Source organism: Kaistella polysaccharea (genome assembly GCF_020410745.1).
Classification (GTDB): domain Bacteria; phylum Bacteroidota; class Bacteroidia; order Flavobacteriales; family Weeksellaceae; genus Kaistella; species Kaistella polysaccharea.
In genome coordinates this window covers 1101970-1123102 of sequence record NZ_CP084528.1, presented here as the reverse complement: position 1 = coordinate 1123102, position 21133 = coordinate 1101970, and the positions used below count along the sequence as shown (strand labels likewise).

22 protein-coding genes are annotated in these 21133 nt (G+C 36.1%); 15 read left to right on the top strand and 7 right to left on the bottom strand.

The features are described 5' to 3' along the window. Nucleotides 1–24: 24 nt before the first annotated feature. Genes LC814_RS05080 through LC814_RS05070 form a run of 3 tightly spaced genes read right to left on the bottom strand, consistent with a single transcriptional unit; the run spans nucleotide 25 to nucleotide 1221 of the window. Complete coding sequence (locus tag LC814_RS05080; RefSeq protein WP_226065407.1) at nucleotides 25–273, bottom strand: DUF6952 family protein; 249 nt, start codon at nucleotides 271–273, stop codon at nucleotides 25–27. After that, nucleotides 273–581, bottom strand: a complete 309-nt coding sequence (locus tag LC814_RS05075; protein WP_226065405.1) for a thioredoxin family protein — start codon at nucleotides 579–581, stop codon at nucleotides 273–275. The genes LC814_RS05080 and LC814_RS05075 overlap by 1 nt, the downstream gene beginning before the upstream one ends. A gap of 4 nt (nucleotides 582–585) precedes the next feature. Continuing rightward, nucleotides 586–1221 (bottom strand): peroxiredoxin, encoded by a 636-nt coding sequence (locus LC814_RS05070; protein ID WP_226065403.1) that lies wholly within the window; start codon nucleotides 1219–1221, stop codon nucleotides 586–588. Nucleotides 1222–1461: 240 nt separating this feature from the next. Between LC814_RS05070 and LC814_RS05065 the strand changes: the two genes are divergently transcribed. The 4 genes from LC814_RS05065 (at nucleotide 1462) to murA (ending at nucleotide 4533) form a co-directional block, all read left to right on the top strand. Then, on the top strand, nucleotides 1462–1959 hold the full coding sequence (locus LC814_RS05065; RefSeq protein ID WP_226065401.1) for a heme-binding domain-containing protein: 498 nt from the start codon (nucleotides 1462–1464) through the stop codon (nucleotides 1957–1959). Further along, nucleotides 1959–2369, top strand: coding sequence for a thiol-disulfide oxidoreductase DCC family protein (locus LC814_RS05060; protein ID WP_226065399.1), 411 nt, complete (start codon nucleotides 1959–1961; stop codon nucleotides 2367–2369). The genes LC814_RS05065 and LC814_RS05060 overlap by 1 nt, the downstream gene beginning before the upstream one ends. A 191-nt stretch (nucleotides 2370–2560) precedes the next feature. Continuing rightward, nucleotides 2561–3223, top strand: a complete 663-nt coding sequence (locus LC814_RS05055) for a DUF4290 domain-containing protein (RefSeq protein ID WP_226065397.1) — start codon at nucleotides 2561–2563, stop codon at nucleotides 3221–3223. Between the two features lie 2 nt (nucleotides 3224–3225). After that, nucleotides 3226–4533: a UDP-N-acetylglucosamine 1-carboxyvinyltransferase gene (gene murA / locus LC814_RS05050; RefSeq protein WP_226065396.1), complete on the top strand. Its 1308-nt coding sequence runs from the start codon at nucleotides 3226–3228 to the stop codon at nucleotides 4531–4533. 59 nt (nucleotides 4534–4592) lie between these two features. Here the strand turns inward: murA and LC814_RS05045 are convergent, their stop codons facing one another. Then, complete coding sequence (locus tag LC814_RS05045; RefSeq protein ID WP_226065394.1) at nucleotides 4593–6518, bottom strand: DUF2207 domain-containing protein; 1926 nt, start codon at nucleotides 6516–6518, stop codon at nucleotides 4593–4595. 4 nt (nucleotides 6519–6522) lie between these two features. Continuing rightward, nucleotides 6523–7074 carry a LemA family protein gene (locus LC814_RS05040; protein ID WP_226065392.1) on the bottom strand — a complete coding sequence of 184 codons (552 nt, stop codon included), beginning with the start codon at nucleotides 7072–7074 and terminating at the stop codon, nucleotides 6523–6525. Nucleotides 7075–7266: 192 nt separating this feature from the next. On the opposite strand from LC814_RS05040, the gene der reads away from it, so the two are divergent. Beyond that, nucleotides 7267–8574 carry a ribosome biogenesis GTPase Der gene (gene der, locus LC814_RS05035; protein WP_226065390.1) on the top strand — a complete coding sequence of 436 codons (1308 nt, stop codon included), beginning with the start codon at nucleotides 7267–7269 and terminating at the stop codon, nucleotides 8572–8574. Between the two features lie 81 nt (nucleotides 8575–8655). After that, nucleotides 8656–9306 (top strand): uracil phosphoribosyltransferase, encoded by a 651-nt coding sequence (gene upp / locus LC814_RS05030; RefSeq protein WP_226065388.1) that lies wholly within the window; start codon nucleotides 8656–8658, stop codon nucleotides 9304–9306. A 150-nt stretch (nucleotides 9307–9456) separates the two neighbouring features. Here the strand turns inward: upp and LC814_RS05025 are convergent, their stop codons facing one another. Then, nucleotides 9457–10110 (bottom strand): ComF family protein, encoded by a 654-nt coding sequence (locus tag LC814_RS05025; RefSeq protein ID WP_226065386.1) that lies wholly within the window; start codon nucleotides 10108–10110, stop codon nucleotides 9457–9459. 213 nt (nucleotides 10111–10323) lie between these two features. After that, nucleotides 10324–11793 carry a helix-turn-helix domain-containing protein gene (locus tag LC814_RS05020; protein ID WP_226065385.1) on the bottom strand — a complete coding sequence of 490 codons (1470 nt, stop codon included), beginning with the start codon at nucleotides 11791–11793 and terminating at the stop codon, nucleotides 10324–10326. A 178-nt stretch (nucleotides 11794–11971) separates the two neighbouring features. Here LC814_RS05020 and aceB point away from each other — a divergent pair, with 178 nt between their 5' ends. The 9 genes from aceB (at nucleotide 11972) to LC814_RS04975 (ending at nucleotide 21123) form a co-directional block, all read left to right on the top strand. Next, nucleotides 11972–13549 carry a malate synthase A gene (aceB, locus tag LC814_RS05015; RefSeq protein ID WP_226065383.1) on the top strand — a complete coding sequence of 526 codons (1578 nt, stop codon included), beginning with the start codon at nucleotides 11972–11974 and terminating at the stop codon, nucleotides 13547–13549. A 238-nt stretch (nucleotides 13550–13787) separates the two neighbouring features. Next, nucleotides 13788–15074 (top strand): isocitrate lyase, encoded by a 1287-nt coding sequence (aceA, locus tag LC814_RS05010; protein WP_125023425.1) that lies wholly within the window; start codon nucleotides 13788–13790, stop codon nucleotides 15072–15074. Between the two features lie 476 nt (nucleotides 15075–15550). Next, nucleotides 15551–16000: a 6-pyruvoyl trahydropterin synthase family protein gene (locus LC814_RS05005; protein ID WP_226065381.1), complete on the top strand. Its 450-nt coding sequence runs from the start codon at nucleotides 15551–15553 to the stop codon at nucleotides 15998–16000. 101 nt (nucleotides 16001–16101) lie between these two features. Continuing rightward, nucleotides 16102–16866 carry a UDP-2,3-diacylglucosamine diphosphatase gene (locus LC814_RS05000; protein ID WP_226065379.1) on the top strand — a complete coding sequence of 255 codons (765 nt, stop codon included), beginning with the start codon at nucleotides 16102–16104 and terminating at the stop codon, nucleotides 16864–16866. An 85-nt stretch (nucleotides 16867–16951) separates the two neighbouring features. After that, entirely contained in the window at nucleotides 16952–17365 is a 414-nt protein-coding gene (gene uraH, locus LC814_RS04995; RefSeq protein WP_375373402.1) for a hydroxyisourate hydrolase, read from the top strand. A 116-nt stretch (nucleotides 17366–17481) separates the two neighbouring features. Continuing rightward, entirely contained in the window at nucleotides 17482–17952 is a 471-nt protein-coding gene (gene tnpA, locus LC814_RS04990) for an IS200/IS605 family transposase (protein WP_445991627.1), read from the top strand. A 632-nt stretch (nucleotides 17953–18584) separates the two neighbouring features. After that, on the top strand, nucleotides 18585–19760 hold the full coding sequence (locus tag LC814_RS04985) for a LuxE/PaaK family acyltransferase (protein WP_375373401.1): 1176 nt from the start codon (nucleotides 18585–18587) through the stop codon (nucleotides 19758–19760). A 12-nt stretch (nucleotides 19761–19772) separates the two neighbouring features. Continuing rightward, a complete protein-coding gene (locus tag LC814_RS04980; protein ID WP_226065375.1) occupies nucleotides 19773–20312 on the top strand; it encodes a hypothetical protein in 540 nt (179 codons plus the stop codon). 79 nt (nucleotides 20313–20391) lie between these two features. After that, nucleotides 20392–21123 (top strand): DUF4230 domain-containing protein, encoded by a 732-nt coding sequence (locus LC814_RS04975; protein WP_226065373.1) that lies wholly within the window; start codon nucleotides 20392–20394, stop codon nucleotides 21121–21123. The last annotated feature ends 10 nt before the right edge of the window (nucleotides 21124–21133 follow it).

Here is a 21133-nt window from a genome sequence, read left to right as displayed (position 1 = left end):
CATTTTTTTTATGTAATTAAAGACCTATTTATCAATCGACCCTAAAACCTTCTGCGCAAATGAGTTCAAAGCATCACGCTCAACCATTCCATTTGCTACATTTGCATGAACTTCCAGAGCACCACAAATGTTGGTAATTAATTCACCAGCTACGTTTAAATCTTCTTCCGTAGTTCCGCGGAATTCAGAAAAAGCTTCCAAAACTTCCAGTGTTTTTTCTAGATTTTCAGGAGACTGCGTTTGATAAAACTGTCGGATAATTGGGAGTTTCATTAATTTAATTCTTTAAAGAGATTATTTAAACTTTCCGCTTGATTAGACTGCACTTGATTCACCAACACTCCATCTTTAAAAATGGCGAAAGTAGGTAAATTATCAACTTTGGCTAATTTTCGGCTTTCCGGTAATTTCTCAGCATCTACGTAAAGAAAGGGAATCTCGTCGTTTTCTGAAGCTAGTTTTTTGAATTTAGGCTTCATAATTCTACAGTTTCCACACCATGTAGCGCCGTATTGTACAACTACTTTTTCATTATCAGCAACAATTTGCTGCAAGGTATCTTCTGCTAATTCTGTATACATTGTCTTAGTTTTGTTGAGCTAAATATTCTGCAGTTGATTTTCTGTTCGCCTGCATTGCGTCTTTTCCTTCTTCCCAGTTCGCTGGACAAACTTCGCCATGTTTTTGAACGTGAGAATAAGCATCAATCATTCTTATGAACTCTTTTACATTTCTTCCCAACGGCATATCGTTTACTGCTTCGTGAAAAACTTTACCAGTTTCATCAATCAAGTAAGTCGCTCTGTATGTAACATTAGATCCAGTGAAAGACTCGTTTCCTTCTTCATCATAATCGAAATCCTGATCAACAATTCCTAAAATATTAGCTAACTGACGATGAGTGTCAGATAAAAGTGGATAGGTAACTCCTTCGATGCCACCCTGATCTTTCGGTGTATTTAACCACGCAAAATGTACTTCGTTCGTATCACATGAAGCACCGATTACTTTTGTATTTCTTTTTTCGAATTCTACTAAAGCTTCCTGGAAAGCGTGAAGCTCAGTCGGGCATACAAAAGTGAAATCTTTTGGGTACCAAAACAACAATACTTTTTGTTGATTTTTAGCTGCTTCTTCGAATACGTTAATTTTTAAATCATCACCCATTTCAGACATTGCATCGATGGAGATGTTTGGGAATTTTTTTCCTACTAATGACATAATATATTGTTTTAAATTTTGATAGTGCAAAAGTACAACGTTTTCATCAATTGATAAAGGATTTTCGATTTATAAAATCTATAACATTAAGAGTTGTGATGAACGTTATCTTTTATCAGAAGTAAAGTTAATAATTGTTTTAATCAATTGCCAGTGAGCTGAGAAAAATCAGGTCTTTAAAAATCATTTAAACATCATTTCAGAAAAATTAAGTAAATTCACAAATCTAAAATTAAAGTCATGAAAAAAATTCTGATTATTCTCGTCGTTGCATTTGTATTAATTCAGTTTTTCCCTATCGATAAGAATAATCCCCCGCTCACGCCACAGATGGATTTTTTAAAAATTAAAAATACACCGGAGCACACAGCTAATTTAATAAAAAACGGCTGTTATGACTGCCACAGCAATGAATCTAAATATCCATGGTATTCGAATGTACAACCTGTTGGATGGTTTTTGAAAAATCATATCGAAGAAGGCAGAAAAGAATTAAATTTTTCTACTTTTGCGACTTATCCAAAGAAAAAAGAAGCGAAAAAGTTTGATGAAGCCGCGGAATTGTTGGAGAAAAATGAAATGCCTCTGGATTCCTACGTGATCGGTCACCCCGAAGCTAAATTTACAGCCGCCGAAAAAGAGGAGCTTGTTCATTATTTTAAAACACTAGCTCAGGAAACCCGTTTGATGAATAATATTCCCACTGAAGTTCAAAAATCCGAATTTAAAGTACAATAATGACAAACTCAGATTCTAATAAATACTATATTTTTTACGATGGTGAATGCGGCTTTTGCAATTTCTGGGTTCACTGGATTTTAAAGCGCGATAATAAAGACCATTTTTTATTTGCATCGCTGCAATCGGATTTTGGACAAAAATTTTTGCAGGAGAGAAATCTGGAACTTAAGGATTTGGATACACTTTATCTGTGGAAACCCGATCAATATTATCTTCAGAAATCACACGCAGTATTTAAAATTACAGAAATAATTGGTGGGTTGTATCAATTCATTTCAATTCTCCGATTTTTGCCCACAGGGATTACGGATTTCTTATACGATCAGGTAGCCGAAAACCGGAAAAAATTGGCAACTCAAGCCTGTGAAATTCCTACGCCGGAGGAACGGAAGAAATTTATTGATTAAACTTTACACCTCACTTTATACTTTCAAGGTATATACGGTCTCGCGTGAGGGCGTAGGCGGAAATCCCCCGAGCATTCGGGGATTGGGAGCCGAAGACCGACCCATGCGGCTGCTTAGCTCGGAAAGGGGCACGCCCAAAATTTATACAATTCTAAAACAGAAAAACTCTACAAATTCATATCTTTGCCCTTATGGAATACAATACACAGAAAACGCTCTTACAAATGCCAGAATATGGCCGCATTATTCAGCAGTTGGTAGAACGCTGCAAGGAGATCGAGAATAGAGAGGAGCGAAATGATATGGCCGTTGCGATTGTAGATTTTATGGGACAACGCAATCCGCAATTGCGCGATGAAGATAATTACAAACATAAACTTTGGGACCACTTATTCATTCTGGCCAGTTATGATTTAGATGTTGATTCCCCTTATCACATTCCTACCGCTGAAGAAATGCAGGTTAAACCTAAAAGAATGGATTACCCAGTTTTACAGGGAGAATTTAAATTTTATGGTAAAAGTATACTGCAATTAATCGATAAGGCAATTGAATTAGAAAGTGGTGATGAAAAAGATGCTCTAATACAGGTTATTGCAAATAATATGAAGAAATCCTACAACGTGTATAACAAGGAGCATGTTCAGGATGATGTAATTTTTCGTCATTTAAAAGATCTTTCTGGGAACCGGCTGGATCTTACAGTATTAGATTCATTGGAAAAAAGTAAGATCTATTACGCGACCAATCGCACAAACCGCCCTAACAACGGTAAAAATAATCAAGGCAATCAAAACAACCCAAACAGTCAAAATAAGCGTCGTAATTTTCAAAATAATAAAAACCGTAAATAAGCATGAGCGGAAGTTTTCAAATTAGAGGAGGAAAAAAGCTACATGGGGAAATTACGCCGCAGGGCGCGAAAAATGAAGCACTTCAAATCTTATGCGCCGTTCTGTTAACCGATGAGGTTGTTCGAGTTAAGAATATTCCGGATATCCATGACGTTAACCGACTTATTGAAATACTTGGGGATTTTGGTGTAAAAATTACGAAAAATGCGCACGGAGATTACTCTTTTCAAGCGGATGCTGTAAATTTTGATTACATAAAATCAGAGGATTTTAAGCAAGATGGTGCCAGACTTCGCGGTTCCGTCATGCTACTCGGCCCGATGCTCGCGCGTTATGGCGAAGCCTATATGCCCACTCCGGGAGGAGATAAAATTGGTCGCCGCCGTTTAGATACTCACTTTCAAGGTTTAGTAGAATTGGGTGCGGAGTTTCAGTATGATGAAAAGCAATTGTACTACTCATTAAAAGCGAAATCGCTTCACGGGAAATTTATTTTATTGGAAGAAGCGTCGGTAACTGGTACGGCAAATATTGTAATGGCAGCGGTTTTAGCTGAAGGTAAAACACAAATTTACAACGCAGCTTGTGAACCTTATTTACAGCAACTTTGTAAAATGCTGAACAGAATGGGCGCCAATATTTCTGGCATTGGATCGAATTTGTTAACCATAGAAGGGGTAAAAAGTTTGCGTGGAACGGAACACACCATGTTACCCGATATGGTAGAAATTGGTTCCTGGATTGGATTAGCAGCCATGACAAAATCAGAAATTACCATCAAAAATGTGAACTGGAGTGAGCTTGGTGTTATTCCAAATACCTTTAAAAAATTGGGAATTCAGCTTGAAAAAAGAGGCGATGATATTTTTGTTCCAGCCCAGGAAAATTATAAAATTCAGAAATTTATCGATGGATCTATTTTGACTGTTTCTGATGCACCTTGGCCAGGATTCACGCCCGATTTACTGTCGATCATTTTGGTCGTTGCCACTCAGGCAAAAGGAACCGTTTTGGTTCATCAAAAAATGTTCGAATCCCGATTGTTTTTCGTTGATAAGCTGATTGATATGGGCGCGCAGATTATTCTTTGTGATCCACACAGAGCGACGGTAGTTGGTTTAAATCATGAATATCCTTTGCGCGGAACGACTTTGGTTTCACCAGATATCAGAGCGGGAAATGCGCTATTAATTGCAGCGTTAAGTGCCGAAGGAACATCGATCATTCAAAATATCGAACAAATTGACAGAGGGTATGAAAATATCGACGGTCGACTTAAAGCCCTCGGTGCAGACATCGAAAGGATTTAAGAGAAAAAAAATATTTTAGGTACAACGTTCTGATTTTCAGAACGTTTTTTTTATTTTATTTACCAGCCGCCACCGCCACCGCCGCCACCGCCACCGCCAGAAAATCCGCCACCACCAGAACCACTTCCTGAACTGGAAGGTTGGGTTGAAGAACTCGCGATTGATTGCGATAATGAGGAATTTAAGGAATTGGCAAAGTTCATATGCATCATCGAACTTCCCACGTACCAACTTGAGTTGTATTGCTGATTACCTAAAGCAGAATTTTTCAGCATATTTTGAAATTTTTGACCCCAAATTTTATCGACACCTAAAACCATTGCATACGGCAACATTGTTTCAAAAACCGCTGGAGTCATAGCGGGCGGATTGTGAAATTGAAGTGTTTTTTCTTCTGCAGTTCCCAGATACATTTTGAATCCATCAATGAGTGACTGGGTTTCCAACTTTTCTGCAGTGGGTTGTTTAATAAGAAATTGAAAAAGAACCATGGCTATAAATCCGAAGAGGAGGAAGCCATAACTTGCATAGAAGCCCAGGTTTTCTGTCCTGTAGTCATCAAGAGAAAACACGGTTACTAAAATAAATATCAATCCTATTGAAATAAATGCAAAAAGTATTTTCACCACAGGTGATCTTTCAAAAAAGACGGCTATAAAAATTCCGACAAACAGAGCCGCTGCAAATAAAAAGATCCCCGCTCCTAAATGAGATTCGCTGTAGCTCGTTTTATAACTGAAGAACAATCCGAGGCCGTAAAGTGCCGCGATTGCAATAATCGGAAGGATTAATTTTTTTGTATTATTTCCTTTTGCCAAGAAAGCATCATGCTGAAATTTTAGACTTGCTTTGAAATCATTAACCGCATTTTCAATTTTTGAGTTGTACTTTCCATCAAAAGAAACGGTTGTTGCTTCGTCTGAAAATAACTTATTCATAAGATTAATTTCTTCTTTAGGTAAAGTTTGATCCTGTTCTTTTATTTTCTCTAAAGTATATTCTTTACCACCGAAAATCCCTAATATTCTTTTATCCTCTTCAATGATTTTAATGAACCCTTTAACCGCTAAACTAACGATCGCTGCAGAAATCATTTGTTCGGAATAATATTCGTTTTCCAGATAACCCAGAGATGCGGGTGAAAGATTTTGCGGCGAATTAAATTGCGGATAAACAACTGGTTTCTGCGGATCAATTCCGTACTTCTGCCAACTGGAATAAAAGTAAGCGAGTAAACTTGAAGCCGCAAGAATAAGCAGTCCAAAAACTCCATACTTCTCTAAAATTCCGGGCGGTGGTGGAGGTGCAAAAACGCCCTTATTAAAGCCAACAGCAATTGTTAATCCTTCATTTTGACCTAAATTTTTCGCGGACCATTCAACCGTATTTGAACTTAACTGCTTCCCCGCACAGTTGGATTCTTTCGATCCATAACTTCCCGTGTAGCAAGATTGCTGAATAATTTCTGCAGCATCCGGAAGCGTTACCTTAGCCGAAATTTCATCGACGGGGAAATTCCATAATGTGCCATTTACGTTCCAGTAAAATTCATCATATTTATCAAAGAAACCAATCTGGTCTGAGGTTTTGTATTTCAGTTCATATTCATAAACTCCAGGAGTTAGTACCACATCTTTATTTCCAAAATAAATCGCATAATCAGAACTGGTGTTTTCGTTGTGATAATCTTCTTTTTTACCATCTCGCAGAACAGAAATTATATCATATTTTATTCTTTTCTTTTTCCCGTTAATGTTTCGCCAAAGTGGTAAAGATCGGAATATGCCGCGACGGATTTCAGAACCTCCTGCGTACACTTTTATTTTCTCCGTAATAGTGGCTTGAGCGTTTTTATCAATAACAATATCGGCATGAAAAGAAAGAATATGTTCGTAGCTCTGTGCAGATGAAGAATCTACACCGAGGTTTTGTCCCCAACCAACGATGGAAAGTATTAATAAAAAGAAGAAGAAAAACCGTTTCATGATTTTAGAATTTAACCGACGGAACGGCACGTTCAGCAATGTTTTCTAATTCGAAGAAGGCTGCTTTTGTAAATTTGTACATGTTTGCAATGATATTACTGGGGAAAGTATCAACCAAAATATTATTTTCGCGAACCGTACCATTATAATATCTTCTCGATTTTTCAATATCGCCTTCCAAGGTAGAAAGCTCACCCTGAAGTTGTAGAAAATTTGTGTTCGCTTTCAAATCAGGATATTGCTCAGCCACCGCATTCAAATTCATCATCGCCTGATTCAGATTTTTTTCAGCCGCTTCTTTTTCCTGAATCGAGTTTGCGCCCATCGCTGCAGCTCTTGCTCGCGTAACACTATCGAAAGTTTCTCTTTCGTGGGTAGCATATCCTTTCACCGTCTCCACCAAGTTGGGAATAAGGTCATGTCTTTTTTTAAGCATCACATCGATGCTGCTCCAGGCTTCCTGAACCATTGTTTTCAATTTTACCAATCGGTTGTAGATTGAAAAACCATAAAAGAAAAAGATGGCTAATGCTGCCAGAATAATAATAGCAATCATGATTTAAAGTTTTAGTTGTTAATTTTTTTTATTAAGTTCAATACCTCTTAACATAATAAGTAATCAAACGGATTAGAAAGTTACAAATTTTAACAATACCAATTCGACGGGAAATAAACTATCTTTGCAAAAATTTTTGGGCTCGAAAAGTTTGAGTAACCCATTAATAATAACATTATTAAACAAAATTTTATGTCGAATATCGTCGCCATAGTAGGACGTCCCAACGTTGGGAAATCCACCCTTTTTAACCGTTTTCTAGAACGTAGAGAAGCAATCGTAGATTCAACCGCCGGAGTTACCAGAGACCGTCATTACGGAAAATCTGACTGGAATGGAGTTGAATTCACCGTTATCGATACCGGAGGTTACGAAGTTGATACTGAAGATGCATTTCAGGGAGAAATTATCAAACAGGTTGAATTAGCCGTTGATGAAGCAACCTCAATTATCTTCATGCTGAATGTTGCTGAAGGTTTAACAGATACAGATATCGAAATTCACGAAATGTTACGCCGGTCAAATAAGCAGGTGTATATCGTAATTAACAAAGCTGATTCTGCAAAAGAAGAATTAGCCGCAACCGAATTTTATCAACTCGGAATTTCAAAATATTACACCATGTCTTCGGCAACTGGTTCTGGTACAGGAGAGTTGTTGGATGATATCGTAAAAGATTTTCCGACTACCGAATACAAAGATCCTTTCGAAGGTTTGCCAAAAATTACGATTGCGGGAAGACCAAACGTTGGAAAATCTACTTTAACCAACGCACTTTTAGACAAAGAACAAAATATAGTAACTGATGTTGCTGGAACAACGCGTGATTCTATCCAAACTTTATACAATAAATTCGGACATGAATTTGTTTTGGTTGATACCGCAGGAATGCGTCGTAAAGCGAAAGTAAAAGAAGATTTAGAATTTTATTCCGTGATGCGATCGGTTCGTTCTATTGAATATTCTGATGTCGTAATTATCATGGTTGATGCCACTTTAGGTTGGGAATCTCAGGATATGAATATTTTCGGATTGGCACAGAAAAATAGAAAAGGAATCGTAATCGTTGTGAATAAATGGGACTTGGTTGAAAAAGAAACCAATACCACGCGTGATTTCGAAGCGAAAATTAAAGAAAAAATTGGGCAATTTACCGATATTCCTATTCTTTTTGTGTCTGCTTTGACAAAACAAAGAATTTTGAAAACTGTTGAAGTTGCAATGGAAGTTTATGCAAACAGAGCGAAGAAAATTAAAACTTCGAAACTGAATGAGATCATGCTTCCCATTTTTGAGAGAACGCCGCCACCAGCATTGAAAGGGAAATACGTGAAAATTAAATATTGCGTACAACTTCCAACGCCGAGTCCACAGTTTGTATTTTTCTGCAACTTACCTCAATATGTAAAAGAAGCCTACAAAAGATTTACTGAAAATCAACTTCGAAAAGAGTTCGGATTCACCGGAGTTCCAATAGAGATCTATTTTAGACAGAAATAAAAACAAAAGCCTTTTAGATTTTTCTAAAGGGCTTTTTATTACCTAAATTTTTCCCGAACTTTCCCACATTAAAAAATAATCATGGTTATAGTCCTTTCAGAACAATTTTCATTAGTTAATACTTGGATCAACGAGCTTCGGAATATAGATATACAAAGTGACCGCTTGAGATTCCGCCGCAATATGGAACGAATCGGAGAGATCGCTGCTTTTGAAATCAGCAAAGGTTTGGAACAGAAAGAAATTGAAATTACGACACCTTTAGATAAAATTAAAGCACAAGAAGTATCCGTTCAACCCGTAATTACTACGATCTTAAGAGCAGGAGTTCCTTTATTTCAGGGGATTTTAAATTATTTGGATAAAGCAGATTGTGGTTTCGTTGCCGCTTATAGAAAACATGACGCTAATGATTATTTTTCCATTAAACAGGATTATTTAACTTGTCCGAGCGTTGATGGAAGGCCGTTAATCGTCGCAGATCCAATGTTGGCAACAGGTGCCAGTTTAATTGAAGCCATTAAAGATCTGTTGAACCACGGAAAACCGACACAATTGCATATCGTTGCAGCCATCGCTTCTCAGCAAGGAGTTGACACGATCCAGAAAGCGTATCCAAATGCAAAAATCTGGGTTGGAGTTATTGATGAAAAACTAACTTCAAAAGGATATATCACACCAGGATTAGGTGACGCAGGAGATTTATCTTACGGTGAAAAATTACAGCGATAATAATCTGCTATTTTGTATTTCATAAAAAAAATCCGTGTAAATCTGTGCAAATCTGTGCGAGTAATATTGCGCACAGATTTCACAGATTTCCACCGATAATAATATATTCTTAAAAGTCCCTCTCCATTGGAGAGGGATTTAGGGTGAGGATTAATCCATTGCCATGACCAAAACACTCACTTTGTTATGTCCGTCCTTTAAAATTTGCCAGGCTACAGCGCTCATCGTATTGCCTGTGGTAAAAACATCGTCAATTAATAAAATGTGCTGATCGGAAATCATTTTCGTAATTGAAAATAAATCTTCGTTAAAGGTTCGCTGATCTCTATTTTTTTTGGCCTGAGCTTTTTTATAGAAATTTCTTTTTATTAAAGTGTGATCACAAGGTGTTTTTAATTGTTTCGACAGTTCCTCAGCATACGAATGCAGCTGATTATATCCACGTTCTTTCTCTTTTTTCGGATGAAGTGGAACGGTTGCTAAAAGATCAATTTTAATAGCATTGAAATCAACTTTTTCTAAAGTCCAGTTCGCGATGATTTTTCCAATTTTCTCCCGACTGCCGTATTTTAACTGATGAATAATTTTTTGACTGGTGCTTTCTTCCTCAAACTGCATCAGCGCAAAAGCATTTTCAATCGGAAAAAGTAACCTACATTTCTCCAGTAAAAGATTGCTTTCGGAATGGTGATGATGTGTAAAATGAATCTGATCAAAACACAGTTCACAAACCACTTCTTCATGATGAATGATTCGGTTGCATTCCAAACAGCGATTCGGAAAAAGTAAGTCGACTAAAAACATACTTCATTTGTTTACTGAAAGTTACGATTTAGTTTTATAAAACCACAAAGTCAAAAAAGTCTTTATGGCAAAAATGATAACAAAAATATCAATTACATTAATTAACGAAAGTTAGGAAAATCTTTAGATTTTCCGTTTGTGAACTTTTAATCATTCATTTATTCATGTTGCTTTTGTGACTTTGTGGTCAAAAAAATGTAGTGATTTCAGCGTCTAAAGTATTTCCTTCCGAATTTTCTGAATAGATTTTTTCATATTTTCATTAAAGATTTCCTTTTCCAACCTTGAAGGTGGCGCTTGTCGAACCTCGCAATCTGGAATGCTGCAGACTTCGCAGGTTACACCAACATTTACGGTTTTAATCTGATCGCTTTTGGCGAATTTAATTTTCTTTAAAGAATTCGAATTCAATAAAATCCCGATACAGTAACTTCGGTTTGTTCCGTCCGAAAAAGGATTTTTCTGTGAAGTGGAAATCACCAAATAAGTTAAGCCACTGTCTTTATAGTGAGAGATTTGAGCATCTGTCAATTTCTCGTTTTCTTTTAAATTTGAAAGGTTTTTCACCGCAATCCAGCGTCGGCAATAATGTTCGTTCGTTGCATTGGCGTGAGGCGCTTGTTGCTGATTCAAATGTAATTCCTTTAAAATCTGAATTTTATCTGAATTTTTCTTTTTCGTGAAACAGAGATAAAACAGATCTTTAATTCCCAGTTCTTGTGGGAGAATGTTCGTTAAACGATAATAGAATGTTTCCGGCGAGTTCGTAAATTCTTCAATTAGATTTTCAAATAGTTTTGGATTCCATTCAGGATTTTGAAAAAATTCGTTGATTTCCTGGGCTAATATTTCTTTGCGAATCAGCAAACAACCGGCGAAATAAGAAACATAATAGTTATTTAAAAGTTCTTCAAAACTGGTGAAATCCAACCAGGAATATGTGTTCGGACGGGGATTGAGATTCATCACATTAAACCCGATTTCTTTCGCAAGAATAAAGGTTTTTTGATCTTCATCTAAAAGTTCATTCAATAAAAGTAATTTCTTTTCCGGAATATAAAGCGACCGTAATTTCCCCGAAGCGCCGTATTGTTCCAAATCCAAAGATTTGATTTCGTACTCAAACTGTGTTTTTAAAATATCTTCAAATTCACCGGATTTTGGTTTATTTGAAATGTTATTTTCCAGAATATAAGCCTTTGCTTTCTCCTCAATGTCCGGGAAATAATTGTCATGTAATTCCTGAAAACTTCGAATCACAGCGAAGAAGAAACGCTCCTTGCTTAAATTGTAATTCTTTGAAATTTCAATTAAAGTATTGATGAACGCCGTGACTTTTTTCGGAGCATCACTTATAATGCTGATGAGGTTCGTTTTATTAATTCCAAAAAGGTCCAGCGGAATTTCTTTGAAAAAATCTGACTGTATGATTTCTGCAATCGGCGCTAAACTTTTATCAAGTTTTGTGGAAACCAAATCGTCGTAAGTACAGTTTAATGCGGTGGCAAGTTGCGCAATTTTATCGTGCTTCGGATATTTTTTACCATTCTCAATCTCATTTAAATAAGATTTAGAAACGCCTGTTAAATTCGCCAGATCTTGTAAAGAAAAATTCTTCTTTTGTCGGAACTGCTTCATTTTCAATCCGAAAACTGTTTTTATAAAATCACTGTCGCTTGCCATTAAGTAAAAATTAATTTATACTATTTCTAAATAGATTGTAAAATCCGATGAATACAAAGGTAAATAAAATTAAGCGGTTGTTCGCATAATAATTATTTAATAATTTTAGCGAACGTTCGCTGTTGGTGAAAGTTTTTTGCTTATGTTTGTAATACCAAATCATTAAAGTTTATACAAAATGGAAACGGCAACACAATTTCAAATTCTTCCTCAAGAACAATACAACGACCTATTTACTTCCGAATTAGTTAAGTTCTTAACTGAACTCCATTCGAGATTTAATAATGAAAGAATTGCGCTTTTGCATTCACGAACAATGAAACAGGTTGAATTTGATCATCATCAACTTCCTAAATTTTTACCTGAAACGGAGGAGATCAGAACTGGAAACTGGGTTTGTAATCCACTTCCGAAAGATCTATTAGATAGAAGAGTGGAGATTACGGGACCTGTGGAAAGAAAAATGGTCATCAACGCTTTGAATTCAGGGTCTTCCACTTTTATGGCCGATTTTGAAGACAGTAATTCTCCGACTTGGGAAAATTGTATGGAGGGACAAAGAAATCTTTCAGATGCCGTAAACAGAACCATCAGTTTTGAAAATGAAAATGGTAAAAAATATGAACTGGGTGAAAATTTAGCCACCCTTTTAGTTCGTCCGAGAGGTTTGCATCTAGGAGAAAAAAATATTGAATTTAATGGTGAAAAAGCCTCAGGTTCTTTAATTGATTTTGGAATTTACTTCTTTAGAAATGCTAAAAAGTTAATTGAGAACGGAAGCGGACCTTATTTTTACTTACCAAAATTAGAACATTATAAAGAAGCGAAATGGTGGAATGACGTTTTCAAATTTTCTCAGGACTATTTAGAAATTCCTCAAGGAACTGTCAAAGCCACAGTTTTGATTGAAACCATTACGGCTGCTTTTCAACTCGACGAAATTTTATATGAATTAAAAGAACACAGCTCCGGTTTAAACTGTGGACGTTGGGATTACATTTTCTCTTACATCAAAAAATTTAGAAATCTCCCTGAATTTTTAGTTCCGGACCGAGATCAGGTTACGATGGCTTCTCCTTTTATGAGTGCTTACTCGAAAAGAGTAATTCAGGTTTGTCACAAAAGAAATGTTCACGCGATGGGCGGAATGGCCGCTCAGATTCCAGTAAAAAATAATGAAGCAGAAAACGAAATCGCTTATGCAAAAGTTCGTGCGGATAAACAACGTGAAGTTAAAAACGGACACGATGGAACTTGGGTTGCGCATCCTGGATTGGTTTCTGTGGCCAAGAAAATATTCGATGAATTTATGCCGACTCCAAATCAAATTGATAAAAAATTTGAAGAGTATCATATTTCAGAAGAAAATCTTCTTGAAATTCCAAAAGGAACAATTACTGAAAAAGGTGTTAGAAAAAATATTAATGTCGGAATCTTATATATAGAATCATGGTTAATGGGTGTTGGCGCCGCCGCTTTATACAATTTAATGGAAGACGCCGCAACCGCAGAAATCTCCAGAACTCAAGTTTGGCAATGGCTGAAAAATGAAGCAAAATTAGACGATGGCAGAACCTTAATGCCCGAAATGGTTTTGACCTGGCAAGAAGAAGAATTAGAGAAAATCAAAAATTATGTCGGCGACGATCGCTACGACAACGGAAAATTCGAATTAGCAACCGAACTTTTTGATGACCTCATTCTCAATTACAACTTCGCAGAATTCCTGACTTTGAAAGCGTATCAGTTTATTTAAGAGCCAAGGAAAAAGTAAAAAGAGGCACGAGGAATAAAACCACAAAAGTCACAAAAGTTTAAGATAATCTTTATTCTAAAAGTACGAAAAAGAACATTCCCTTTGCTAAGTGAAATCGAAGATTCGACAAAGTCAAACGCCTTTGCGTCCGTAATTTCAGAAGTATTACGAATTTACACTTTGCGTCTTTGCGTTAAAGTATCCAAAACAAAACAACAAATCACAAAAACAAATCGATATGAACAAGCAAGAACAAATCCAGCAACTGGAAAAAGAATGGTTAGAAAGTCCAAGATGGAACGGTATCAAAAGACCGTACGCCGCAGAAAAAGTATTGAAACTTCGGGGATCTTACAAACTCGATTACACGATTGCCAAATTAATGTCGGAGAAATTATGGGATAAATTAAACAACCAGGATTTCGTAGCAGGTTTAGGTGCCTTAACCGGAAACCAAGCCGTACAGGAAGTTGACGCCGGTTTGGAAGCGATTTATCTTTCAGGTTGGCAAGTTGCCGCCGATGCGAATTTGAGTGGCGAAATGTATCCAGATCAAAGTTTGTATCCTGCGAATTCAGTTCCGTCTGTAGTGAAAAGAATTAATAATGCGTTGTTGCGCGCCGATCAAATTCAGTCTGTAAATGAAGTTAAAAGTGAAGATTGCAAAGATTATTTAGTTCCAATCGTAGCAGATGCTGAAGCAGGTTTCGGTGGAAACTTAAACGCTTTTGAATTGATGAAGCAAATGATTGAAGCCGGAGCAGCCGGAGTTCACTTTGAAGACCAATTATCATCCGCAAAAAAATGTGGACATTTAGGTGGAAAAGTTTTAGTTCCGACTCAGGAAGCGATTAATAAATTAGTTGCCGCTCGTTTGGCTGCCGATGTTTGCGGCGTTCCAACCGTTCTGGTAGCAAGAACTGATGCTGATGCTGCAGATTTATTGACGTCAGATATTGACGATAGAGACAAAAGGTTCGTGACCGGAAAAAGAACAAGTGAAGGTTTCTATGAAGTGAAAAATGGAGTAGAGCAGGGAATCGACAGAGGTTTGGCTTATGCACCTTACGCCGATCTGATATGGATGGAAACTTCAAATCCTGATTTGGATTACGCGAGAAAATTCGCAGAAGGAATTCACGCAAAATTCCCGGGAAAAATGTTAGCATATAATTGTTCACCATCTTTCAACTGGGCTGCGAAATTATCCGTTCCAGAAATGGAGACGTTCCGCGAGGAATTAGCAGCGATGGGTTACAAATTCCAGTTCATTACTTTAGCCGGATTCCACGCATTAAATACGTCTATGTTCGAGTTGGCGTTGGCGTACAAAGAAAGAGGAATGGCCGGTTACAGCGAATTGCAGGAAAGAGAATTCGCCCTGCAATCCAAAGGTTTCCGCGCGGTGAAACACCAGAGTTTTGTTGGAACGTCTTATTTCGATGAAGTGCAAACGGTTGTAACAGACGGAACTTCTTCTACGAACGCCTTAGCCGGTTCTACCGAAGCAGAACAGTTTCATTAATTAAAAATACAAATATTCTATATTTTTAAATTGTTAGAGATTCCTTCCCATTTTTTTGGGAGGGGATTTTTTTTGGGCGTGCCTTTCGCAGCCACATTTTCCAGCGCAAAAGACCGCGCTTTCCGTTCCGATCTTTTTCCGCCCCCGCGAATGCCTTTTCGAAAAAAGGATCTCCACTGCAATCGCTCACGCGGGATTCCGCTTTCTTCCAATCTTAAAATATAAATAAGCTTCAATTTTCTGTGTAATTTTTAAACTTTATCTATCAAAAGCCTATTAATTCTAGCAAAATCTTGTCACGGTTCTAAACCGTGACAAGGTTAATTCAATATCTTTTCCTTTGCTAAGTCAAACGCCTCCAAGCTCGTAACTTTTTGGAGAACAAATTAAATTAGATCCTTGCGTCTTTGCGTTAAAAGCATTTAGCATAATAAGTAATTACTAAAAAAAGTTGAAACTTTCTTTATCTTTGTCCCATGATACGAATCACCAAAATTTTTACTTTCGAAACCGCCCACGTTCTCTACAATTATGATGGCAAATGCAAAAATATGCATGGACATTCCTATAAACTATTCGTTACGGTAAAAGGAAATCCAATTAACGATTTAGACCATCCAAAAAACGGAATGGTTGTAGATTTTGGCGATATCAAAAAAATTGTAAAATCTGAAATTCTTAATGTTTGGGATCATGCCGTTATGTTGAATGGAAATTCTCCGCACAAACAATTAGGTGAAGATTTAGAACAACAAGGTCATAAAGTAATTTACTGCGATTATCAGCCAACGTGCGAGAATATGCTTTATGATATCGCAGCTAAAATAAAAAAGCAACTTCCGGAAACCGTTTCTTTAGCTTATCTTAAACTCCATGAAACCGAAAATTCGTACGGGGAATGGTTTGCAGAAGATCAGTCGATGTGATGATTTTTTTTAAGTAATTTGACGATTCGTTAAATCTTTATTAGAAATATTTTTAAAAATTAATTGTAGGACCTCGAAACTTGCAACCCGAACCTCGCAGTATGAAAATCCAATTAGAACCAAATAAGAAAATCTATTTCGCTTCCGATCAGCATTTTGGTGCACCTTCGCCGAAAGAAAGTAAAGTTCGCGAAGATAAATTTATCCGTTGGCTGGACGAAATAAAAGCTGATGCTCAGGTTTTATTTTTGATGGGCGATTTGTTTGATTTTTGGCACGAGTGGAATCATGTTATTCCGAAAGGATATGTGCGGGTTTTAGGAAAATTAGCCGAACTGAAAGATTCTGGAATAGACCTTTATATGTTTGTCGGAAACCACGACTTGTGGATGAAAAATTATTTCGAAGAAGAAATCGGCTGCAAAGTTTTTTTTGATAAACAATATTTTGAAATCAATGGCAAGAACTTTCTACTTGCTCACGGCGATGGTTTAGGTCCGGGCGATAAAGGATATAAAAGAATGAAAAAACTCTTCACCAATCCTTTAGCACAGTGGGCTTTCAAATGGTTGCATCCGGATATTGCCATGAAAATGGCCATTTATTTTTCGACTAAAAATAAAATGATTTCAGGCGAAGAAGACAAAGAGTTTTTGGGAGAAGACAAAGAATTTCTCATTATTTATTCCAAAGAAAAACTAAAGACTGAAAAGATAGATTATTTCATTTATGGTCATAGACACTTGCCAATGGTTTTGGATTTAGAAAATGGAAAAGCCTTCTACATCAACCTTGGTGACTGGATTTCTTACTTTACCTACGGTGAATTTTCGACTGATTTTCAATTGAAGACATTCGAAAACTAAATTTTCAAGACATTATCTTTGCCACCTTGAATCGATTTCGCTTGACGGTACTCGATGTGCCCCATTTAACAACTTAACTTATTTTATGAAAAATTTTATTTTCGCATTTATATTTGCGATGATTTCAACGACGGCATTTGGTCAAAGTACTGAAAAAACGTATCAACTTTCCAGTCACATTCTGGACGTTTCTAAAGGAATGCCTGCAGCAGGTGTAACCATTAAACTGGAAAAATACATTCCAGAGACAAAAACCTGGGCTTTTGCAGATGAAAAAGTTACCGACAAAAATGGTCGTGTACCGAATTTCTTAGACAGCAGTGCGGCAAATAATGGAACGTATAAACTGACTTATTATACAAAGGAATATTTCCAAAAAAGTGGTACTGAAAGTTTTTATCCGTGGGTAGAAGTGGTTTTCCAAATCGCTGATAATACACATTATCATGTACCAATCACGCTTTCCGCATACGGTTACTCGACATATAGAGGAAACTAATAGTAGTTTTTTCTGTAATTAAATTTTATAGCGGAATTCAAATTTAAATTTTGAATTTCGCTTTTTCTTTTTTAAAAGTTGTACTTTTAAGAACGCTTGCTAAGGAAAAATACAATATGAGTTCCGGAACATTTTCACAAATTTATATTCAGCTCGTCTTTGTCGTCAAAGGCAGAGAGAATATTCTGAAGAAAACTTTTAGAGAAGAAGTTTTTAAATATATGAGCGGAATTATAAAAGCTAAAGGACAAAAAAGTATAATTATTAATGGTGTTGAAGATCACGTTCATCTTTTTATTGGGATAAAGCCAAGTATGCGCCTTTCTGATCTCGTAAGAGACATTAAAAATAATACGACTAACTTTATTAATGAAAAGAGATTTGTTATGGGGAAATTTGCGTGGCAGGAAGGTTACGGTGCATTTTCTTATTCCCAATCCCAGATAGATAATGTTTATAAGTATATTTTAAATCAGGAAACTCATCACGAAAAAAAGAGTTTTAAAGAAGAATATGTGGAACTTCTTAAGAGATTTGAAATTGATTATCAAGAAGAATATTTATTTGAGTTTTATGGTGATGAGTAGTATTTGTTAAATATTTTTTACGATTATTTCACCGCTTCGCGGTTTAGCTGATTTTAATTTTTTAGAATAATAACACGCCTTCGGCGTTTACATTATAATGTTGGTAGGCAATAATTGATTCACCGCTTCGCGGTTGAGTACACTTTAGCGTTTTTTAGAATAATAACACGCCTTCGGCGTTTTACGTTACGATTTTGGTAATTCTTATAATTATTTCACCGCTTCGCGGTTCATTTTACTGTCGTAGTTTTTAGAATAATAACACGCCTTCGGCGTTCGCACTTCGATGTTTTTACGCAATTGTTGATTCACCGCTTCGCGGTTCGGCTGACTTTAATTTTTTAGAATAATAACACGCCTTCGGCGTTTTGCATTTCGATTTGGGTAATTCTTATAATTATTTCACCGCTTCGCGGTTCAGCTGATTTTAATTTTTTAGAATAATAACACGCCTTCGGCGTTCGGAAATTACTAGATTAGTGTTATATAATTTAACCGCTTCGAGGTTCGTGCTACCTATTTATTAATGTGAAGATCAACTCACCACTTATCCAAATATATATCTTAATCGAATAATGCACTGATGATTGTTTTTTTAATTCCGAAGGAATGATATTATTCTAACAGCATGAATGATAGCAAATGAACGCCGAAGGCGTGATATTTTTTACCTCTCTTTGAAAATATCTTCATCGTTCACCTTTATTATTGTTACGTATATCGTTTCTTCTTCCTATTATTTATCAGTATTTTTGCAAACTATGACGATGAGTGTTTTTCAGATCCAGACCGAAGAAGAATTCCAGCAGAAATGTCTGGAAACTTTTCAATATCAGTACAATAATATTGAGGTTTACCGAAAGTTTGTCGATTTTCTAAACATTAATCCCAACGAGATTAAGGCAATTGAAAAAATTCCTTTTTTACCGATTGAAATGTTTAAAAATCATACGCTTTTAGATAAAAATAAAAGGGCGGATTTGTTTTTTCAAAGTTCCGGAACGACTCAAATGAATCTTTCCAAACATTGGATCGCTGATGAAAAGTTGTATCAGGAAAGTATTGAAAAAAGTTTCGAACAGTTTATTGGAAAAGCAGAAGATTATATTTTCCTCGGCCTTTTGCCAAGTTATCTGGAAAAGCAGAATTCTTCCTTAATATATATGGTGGATTTTCTGATGAAGAAATCAGGCAAACCAGAAAACGGCTATTTTCTTTACAACCATGCAGAACTTTTTGAAGTGTTAAAGAAACTTTCAAAGCAAAATAAAAAAGTCATCTTGTTCGGAGTTGCTTTTGCGCTGCTGGATTTTCTGGATTTTGCTAAAAAAAATGATCTTATCGTTGAATTTTCAGATCAATTCATCATCATCGAAACTGGCGGAATGAAAGGTCGTAAGCAAGAAATGACCAAAGATGAATTGTTGGCCATTTTTCACAAAGGTTTTGGAACAGAAAAAATTTACTCCGAATATTCGATGACGGAATTGCTTTCTCAAGCGTATTCTTTAGGTCAGAATATTTACGATTGTCCAAATTGGATGCGTATTCTCATTAGAAATACCGAAGATCCTTTTTCGTATGTTGAACCCGGAAGAAATGGAGCTATTAATATTATCGATTTAGCAAACTGCCATTCCTGCAGCTTTATTGCGACGCAGGATTTGGGCAGAATTCTGTTGAATTCTGAGATTCTTCGCGTTGCTCAGAATGACAAGGATTTGCCAGAAATTAATCAAAACCAATTTCAAGTGTTAGGACGAATTGATCATTCCGACATTCGCGGTTGCAGTTTGTTGGTTTCTTAATTTTTAAATTTCATGCTTAAAGTAGAAGAACTTACATATAATTATATTTCTAAATTTTGTGATTTTGAGAAGGATTTGGTATTGACGAATCATTTTCATTCTGATTGGGAAGCTGATATTTTAATTATTAATGAAGAAGGCTTCAGTCATGAACTGGAAATCAAATTTTCAAAAGCTGACTTTAAAAATGATTTTAAAAAGAAATATCAAAATCAGAAGTCGAAAGAAAAATTTCTGAAACACGATAAAATTTCCTGTGGAGATTATCCGTGCAATCAATTCAGTTTTCTTTTGCCACAAGGAATGATCGAAGCAGACACGATTCCGAAACATTGTGGAATTATAGAGTTTTATCACAATCCTGATTCCTGGGTTACGACATTTGATGTTATCAGAAATCCTACGAAAGTCCACCAAGAACCTTTCTGGAAATTTTTTGACAAGGATTTAATGCTCAAATTAATGGCGAGAAACCTTTATTACAAAAAATTAGAAGTTAAAGGGAAATTTGAAGAACTGATTTTACCGCCTAAATTTTTGCCTCAGAAGTGAATTCTTCAGAAAACCTTTAAACTTAATTCTTACTTAATTCGTTTTTGAAAATTCATACCTTTACGTAAATTGAAACAAAATGAACTTTAAAAAATATAAATTTATTTTCTGGTCTTTAGGAGCGTTAGCTGTTATTTTTATTGGATATATTCTTTATCAGATGACACAGAGTTCCTCAATAAATTCCATGATGACACTTTTGATGTTGCTTCTTGGATTGGTTTTAGGTGGCGCGATTGCCTTTTTAGCCTCAAAAAAAATGACATCTTCTGCACCAGTAATTACCGAAAGTTCTCATACAATTGCTGAAAGTATGCGAAAGGTTTTTAAAGTGGTTTCCGCCGAAGGACATTTCAATGAAATTTATAATTATGAAGAATCGACGAAACTCTTCAACTTTATTCCTTCCAAAAAGAAAGCTTTGGTGATTATCGAAGCGAAAATTTTGGTGGGTTATGATTTTGAAAAATTTCAGTGGGAGGTTGATGAGGTCAATAGAAAAGTTAAACTGCTCAATTTTCCGGCACCTCAAATTCTTTCTACAGAAACAGATTACAAATATTACAATATCGAAGAGCAGTTTTTCAATCTTTTCAGTAAAGATGATTTGGCAAAAATTCAACAAAACGGGAAACGGCAGGTGATTGAAGCTGCAAAAAAATCGCATTTACCGGAAGTAGCTGCTGAACAGATGCGCACTCTTTTAACGGAACTTTTAGCTGGTAAAAACTTTATTCTGGAAAATGCTGCTGCTATTTCTGAAAGTAAAAACTTTATCGATTATAAACCCACTATAACTAAAGAATCTTAAATATCTTAAT

Bases quoted from the DNA above. Each gene is read 5' to 3' on its own strand.
- LC814_RS05080 (WP_226065407.1), bottom strand. From the start codon at position 273: ATGAAACTCCCAATTATCCGACAGTTTTATCAAACGCAGTCTCCTGAA.
- LC814_RS05075 (WP_226065405.1), bottom strand. From the start codon at position 581: ATGTATACAGAATTAGCAGAAGATACCTTGCAGCAAATTGTTGCTGAT.
- LC814_RS05070 (WP_226065403.1), bottom strand. From the start codon at position 1,221: ATGTCATTAGTAGGAAAAAAATTCCCAAACATCTCCATCGATGCAATG.
- LC814_RS05065 (WP_226065401.1), top strand. From the start codon at position 1,462: ATGAAAAAAATTCTGATTATTCTCGTCGTTGCATTTGTATTAATTCAG.
- LC814_RS05060 (WP_226065399.1), top strand. From the start codon at position 1,959: ATGACAAACTCAGATTCTAATAAATACTATATTTTTTACGATGGTGAA.
- LC814_RS05055 (WP_226065397.1), top strand. From the start codon at position 2,561: ATGGAATACAATACACAGAAAACGCTCTTACAAATGCCAGAATATGGC.
- murA (WP_226065396.1), top strand. From the start codon at position 3,226: ATGAGCGGAAGTTTTCAAATTAGAGGAGGAAAAAAGCTACATGGGGAA.
- LC814_RS05045 (WP_226065394.1), bottom strand. From the start codon at position 6,518: ATGAAACGGTTTTTCTTCTTCTTTTTATTAATACTTTCCATCGTTGGT.
- LC814_RS05040 (WP_226065392.1), bottom strand. From the start codon at position 7,074: ATGATTGCTATTATTATTCTGGCAGCATTAGCCATCTTTTTCTTTTAT.
- der (WP_226065390.1), top strand. From the start codon at position 7,267: ATGTCGAATATCGTCGCCATAGTAGGACGTCCCAACGTTGGGAAATCC.
- upp (WP_226065388.1), top strand. From the start codon at position 8,656: ATGGTTATAGTCCTTTCAGAACAATTTTCATTAGTTAATACTTGGATC.
- LC814_RS05025 (WP_226065386.1), bottom strand. From the start codon at position 10,110: ATGTTTTTAGTCGACTTACTTTTTCCGAATCGCTGTTTGGAATGCAAC.
- LC814_RS05020 (WP_226065385.1), bottom strand. From the start codon at position 11,793: ATGGCAAGCGACAGTGATTTTATAAAAACAGTTTTCGGATTGAAAATG.
- aceB (WP_226065383.1), top strand. From the start codon at position 11,972: ATGGAAACGGCAACACAATTTCAAATTCTTCCTCAAGAACAATACAAC.
- aceA (WP_125023425.1), top strand. From the start codon at position 13,788: ATGAACAAGCAAGAACAAATCCAGCAACTGGAAAAAGAATGGTTAGAA.
- LC814_RS05005 (WP_226065381.1), top strand. From the start codon at position 15,551: ATGATACGAATCACCAAAATTTTTACTTTCGAAACCGCCCACGTTCTC.
- LC814_RS05000 (WP_226065379.1), top strand. From the start codon at position 16,102: ATGAAAATCCAATTAGAACCAAATAAGAAAATCTATTTCGCTTCCGAT.
- uraH (WP_375373402.1), top strand. From the start codon at position 16,952: ATGAAAAATTTTATTTTCGCATTTATATTTGCGATGATTTCAACGACG.
- tnpA (WP_445991627.1), top strand. From the start codon at position 17,482: ATGAGTTCCGGAACATTTTCACAAATTTATATTCAGCTCGTCTTTGTC.
- LC814_RS04985 (WP_375373401.1), top strand. From the start codon at position 18,585: ATGATAGCAAATGAACGCCGAAGGCGTGATATTTTTTACCTCTCTTTG.
- LC814_RS04980 (WP_226065375.1), top strand. From the start codon at position 19,773: ATGCTTAAAGTAGAAGAACTTACATATAATTATATTTCTAAATTTTGT.
- LC814_RS04975 (WP_226065373.1), top strand. From the start codon at position 20,392: ATGAACTTTAAAAAATATAAATTTATTTTCTGGTCTTTAGGAGCGTTA.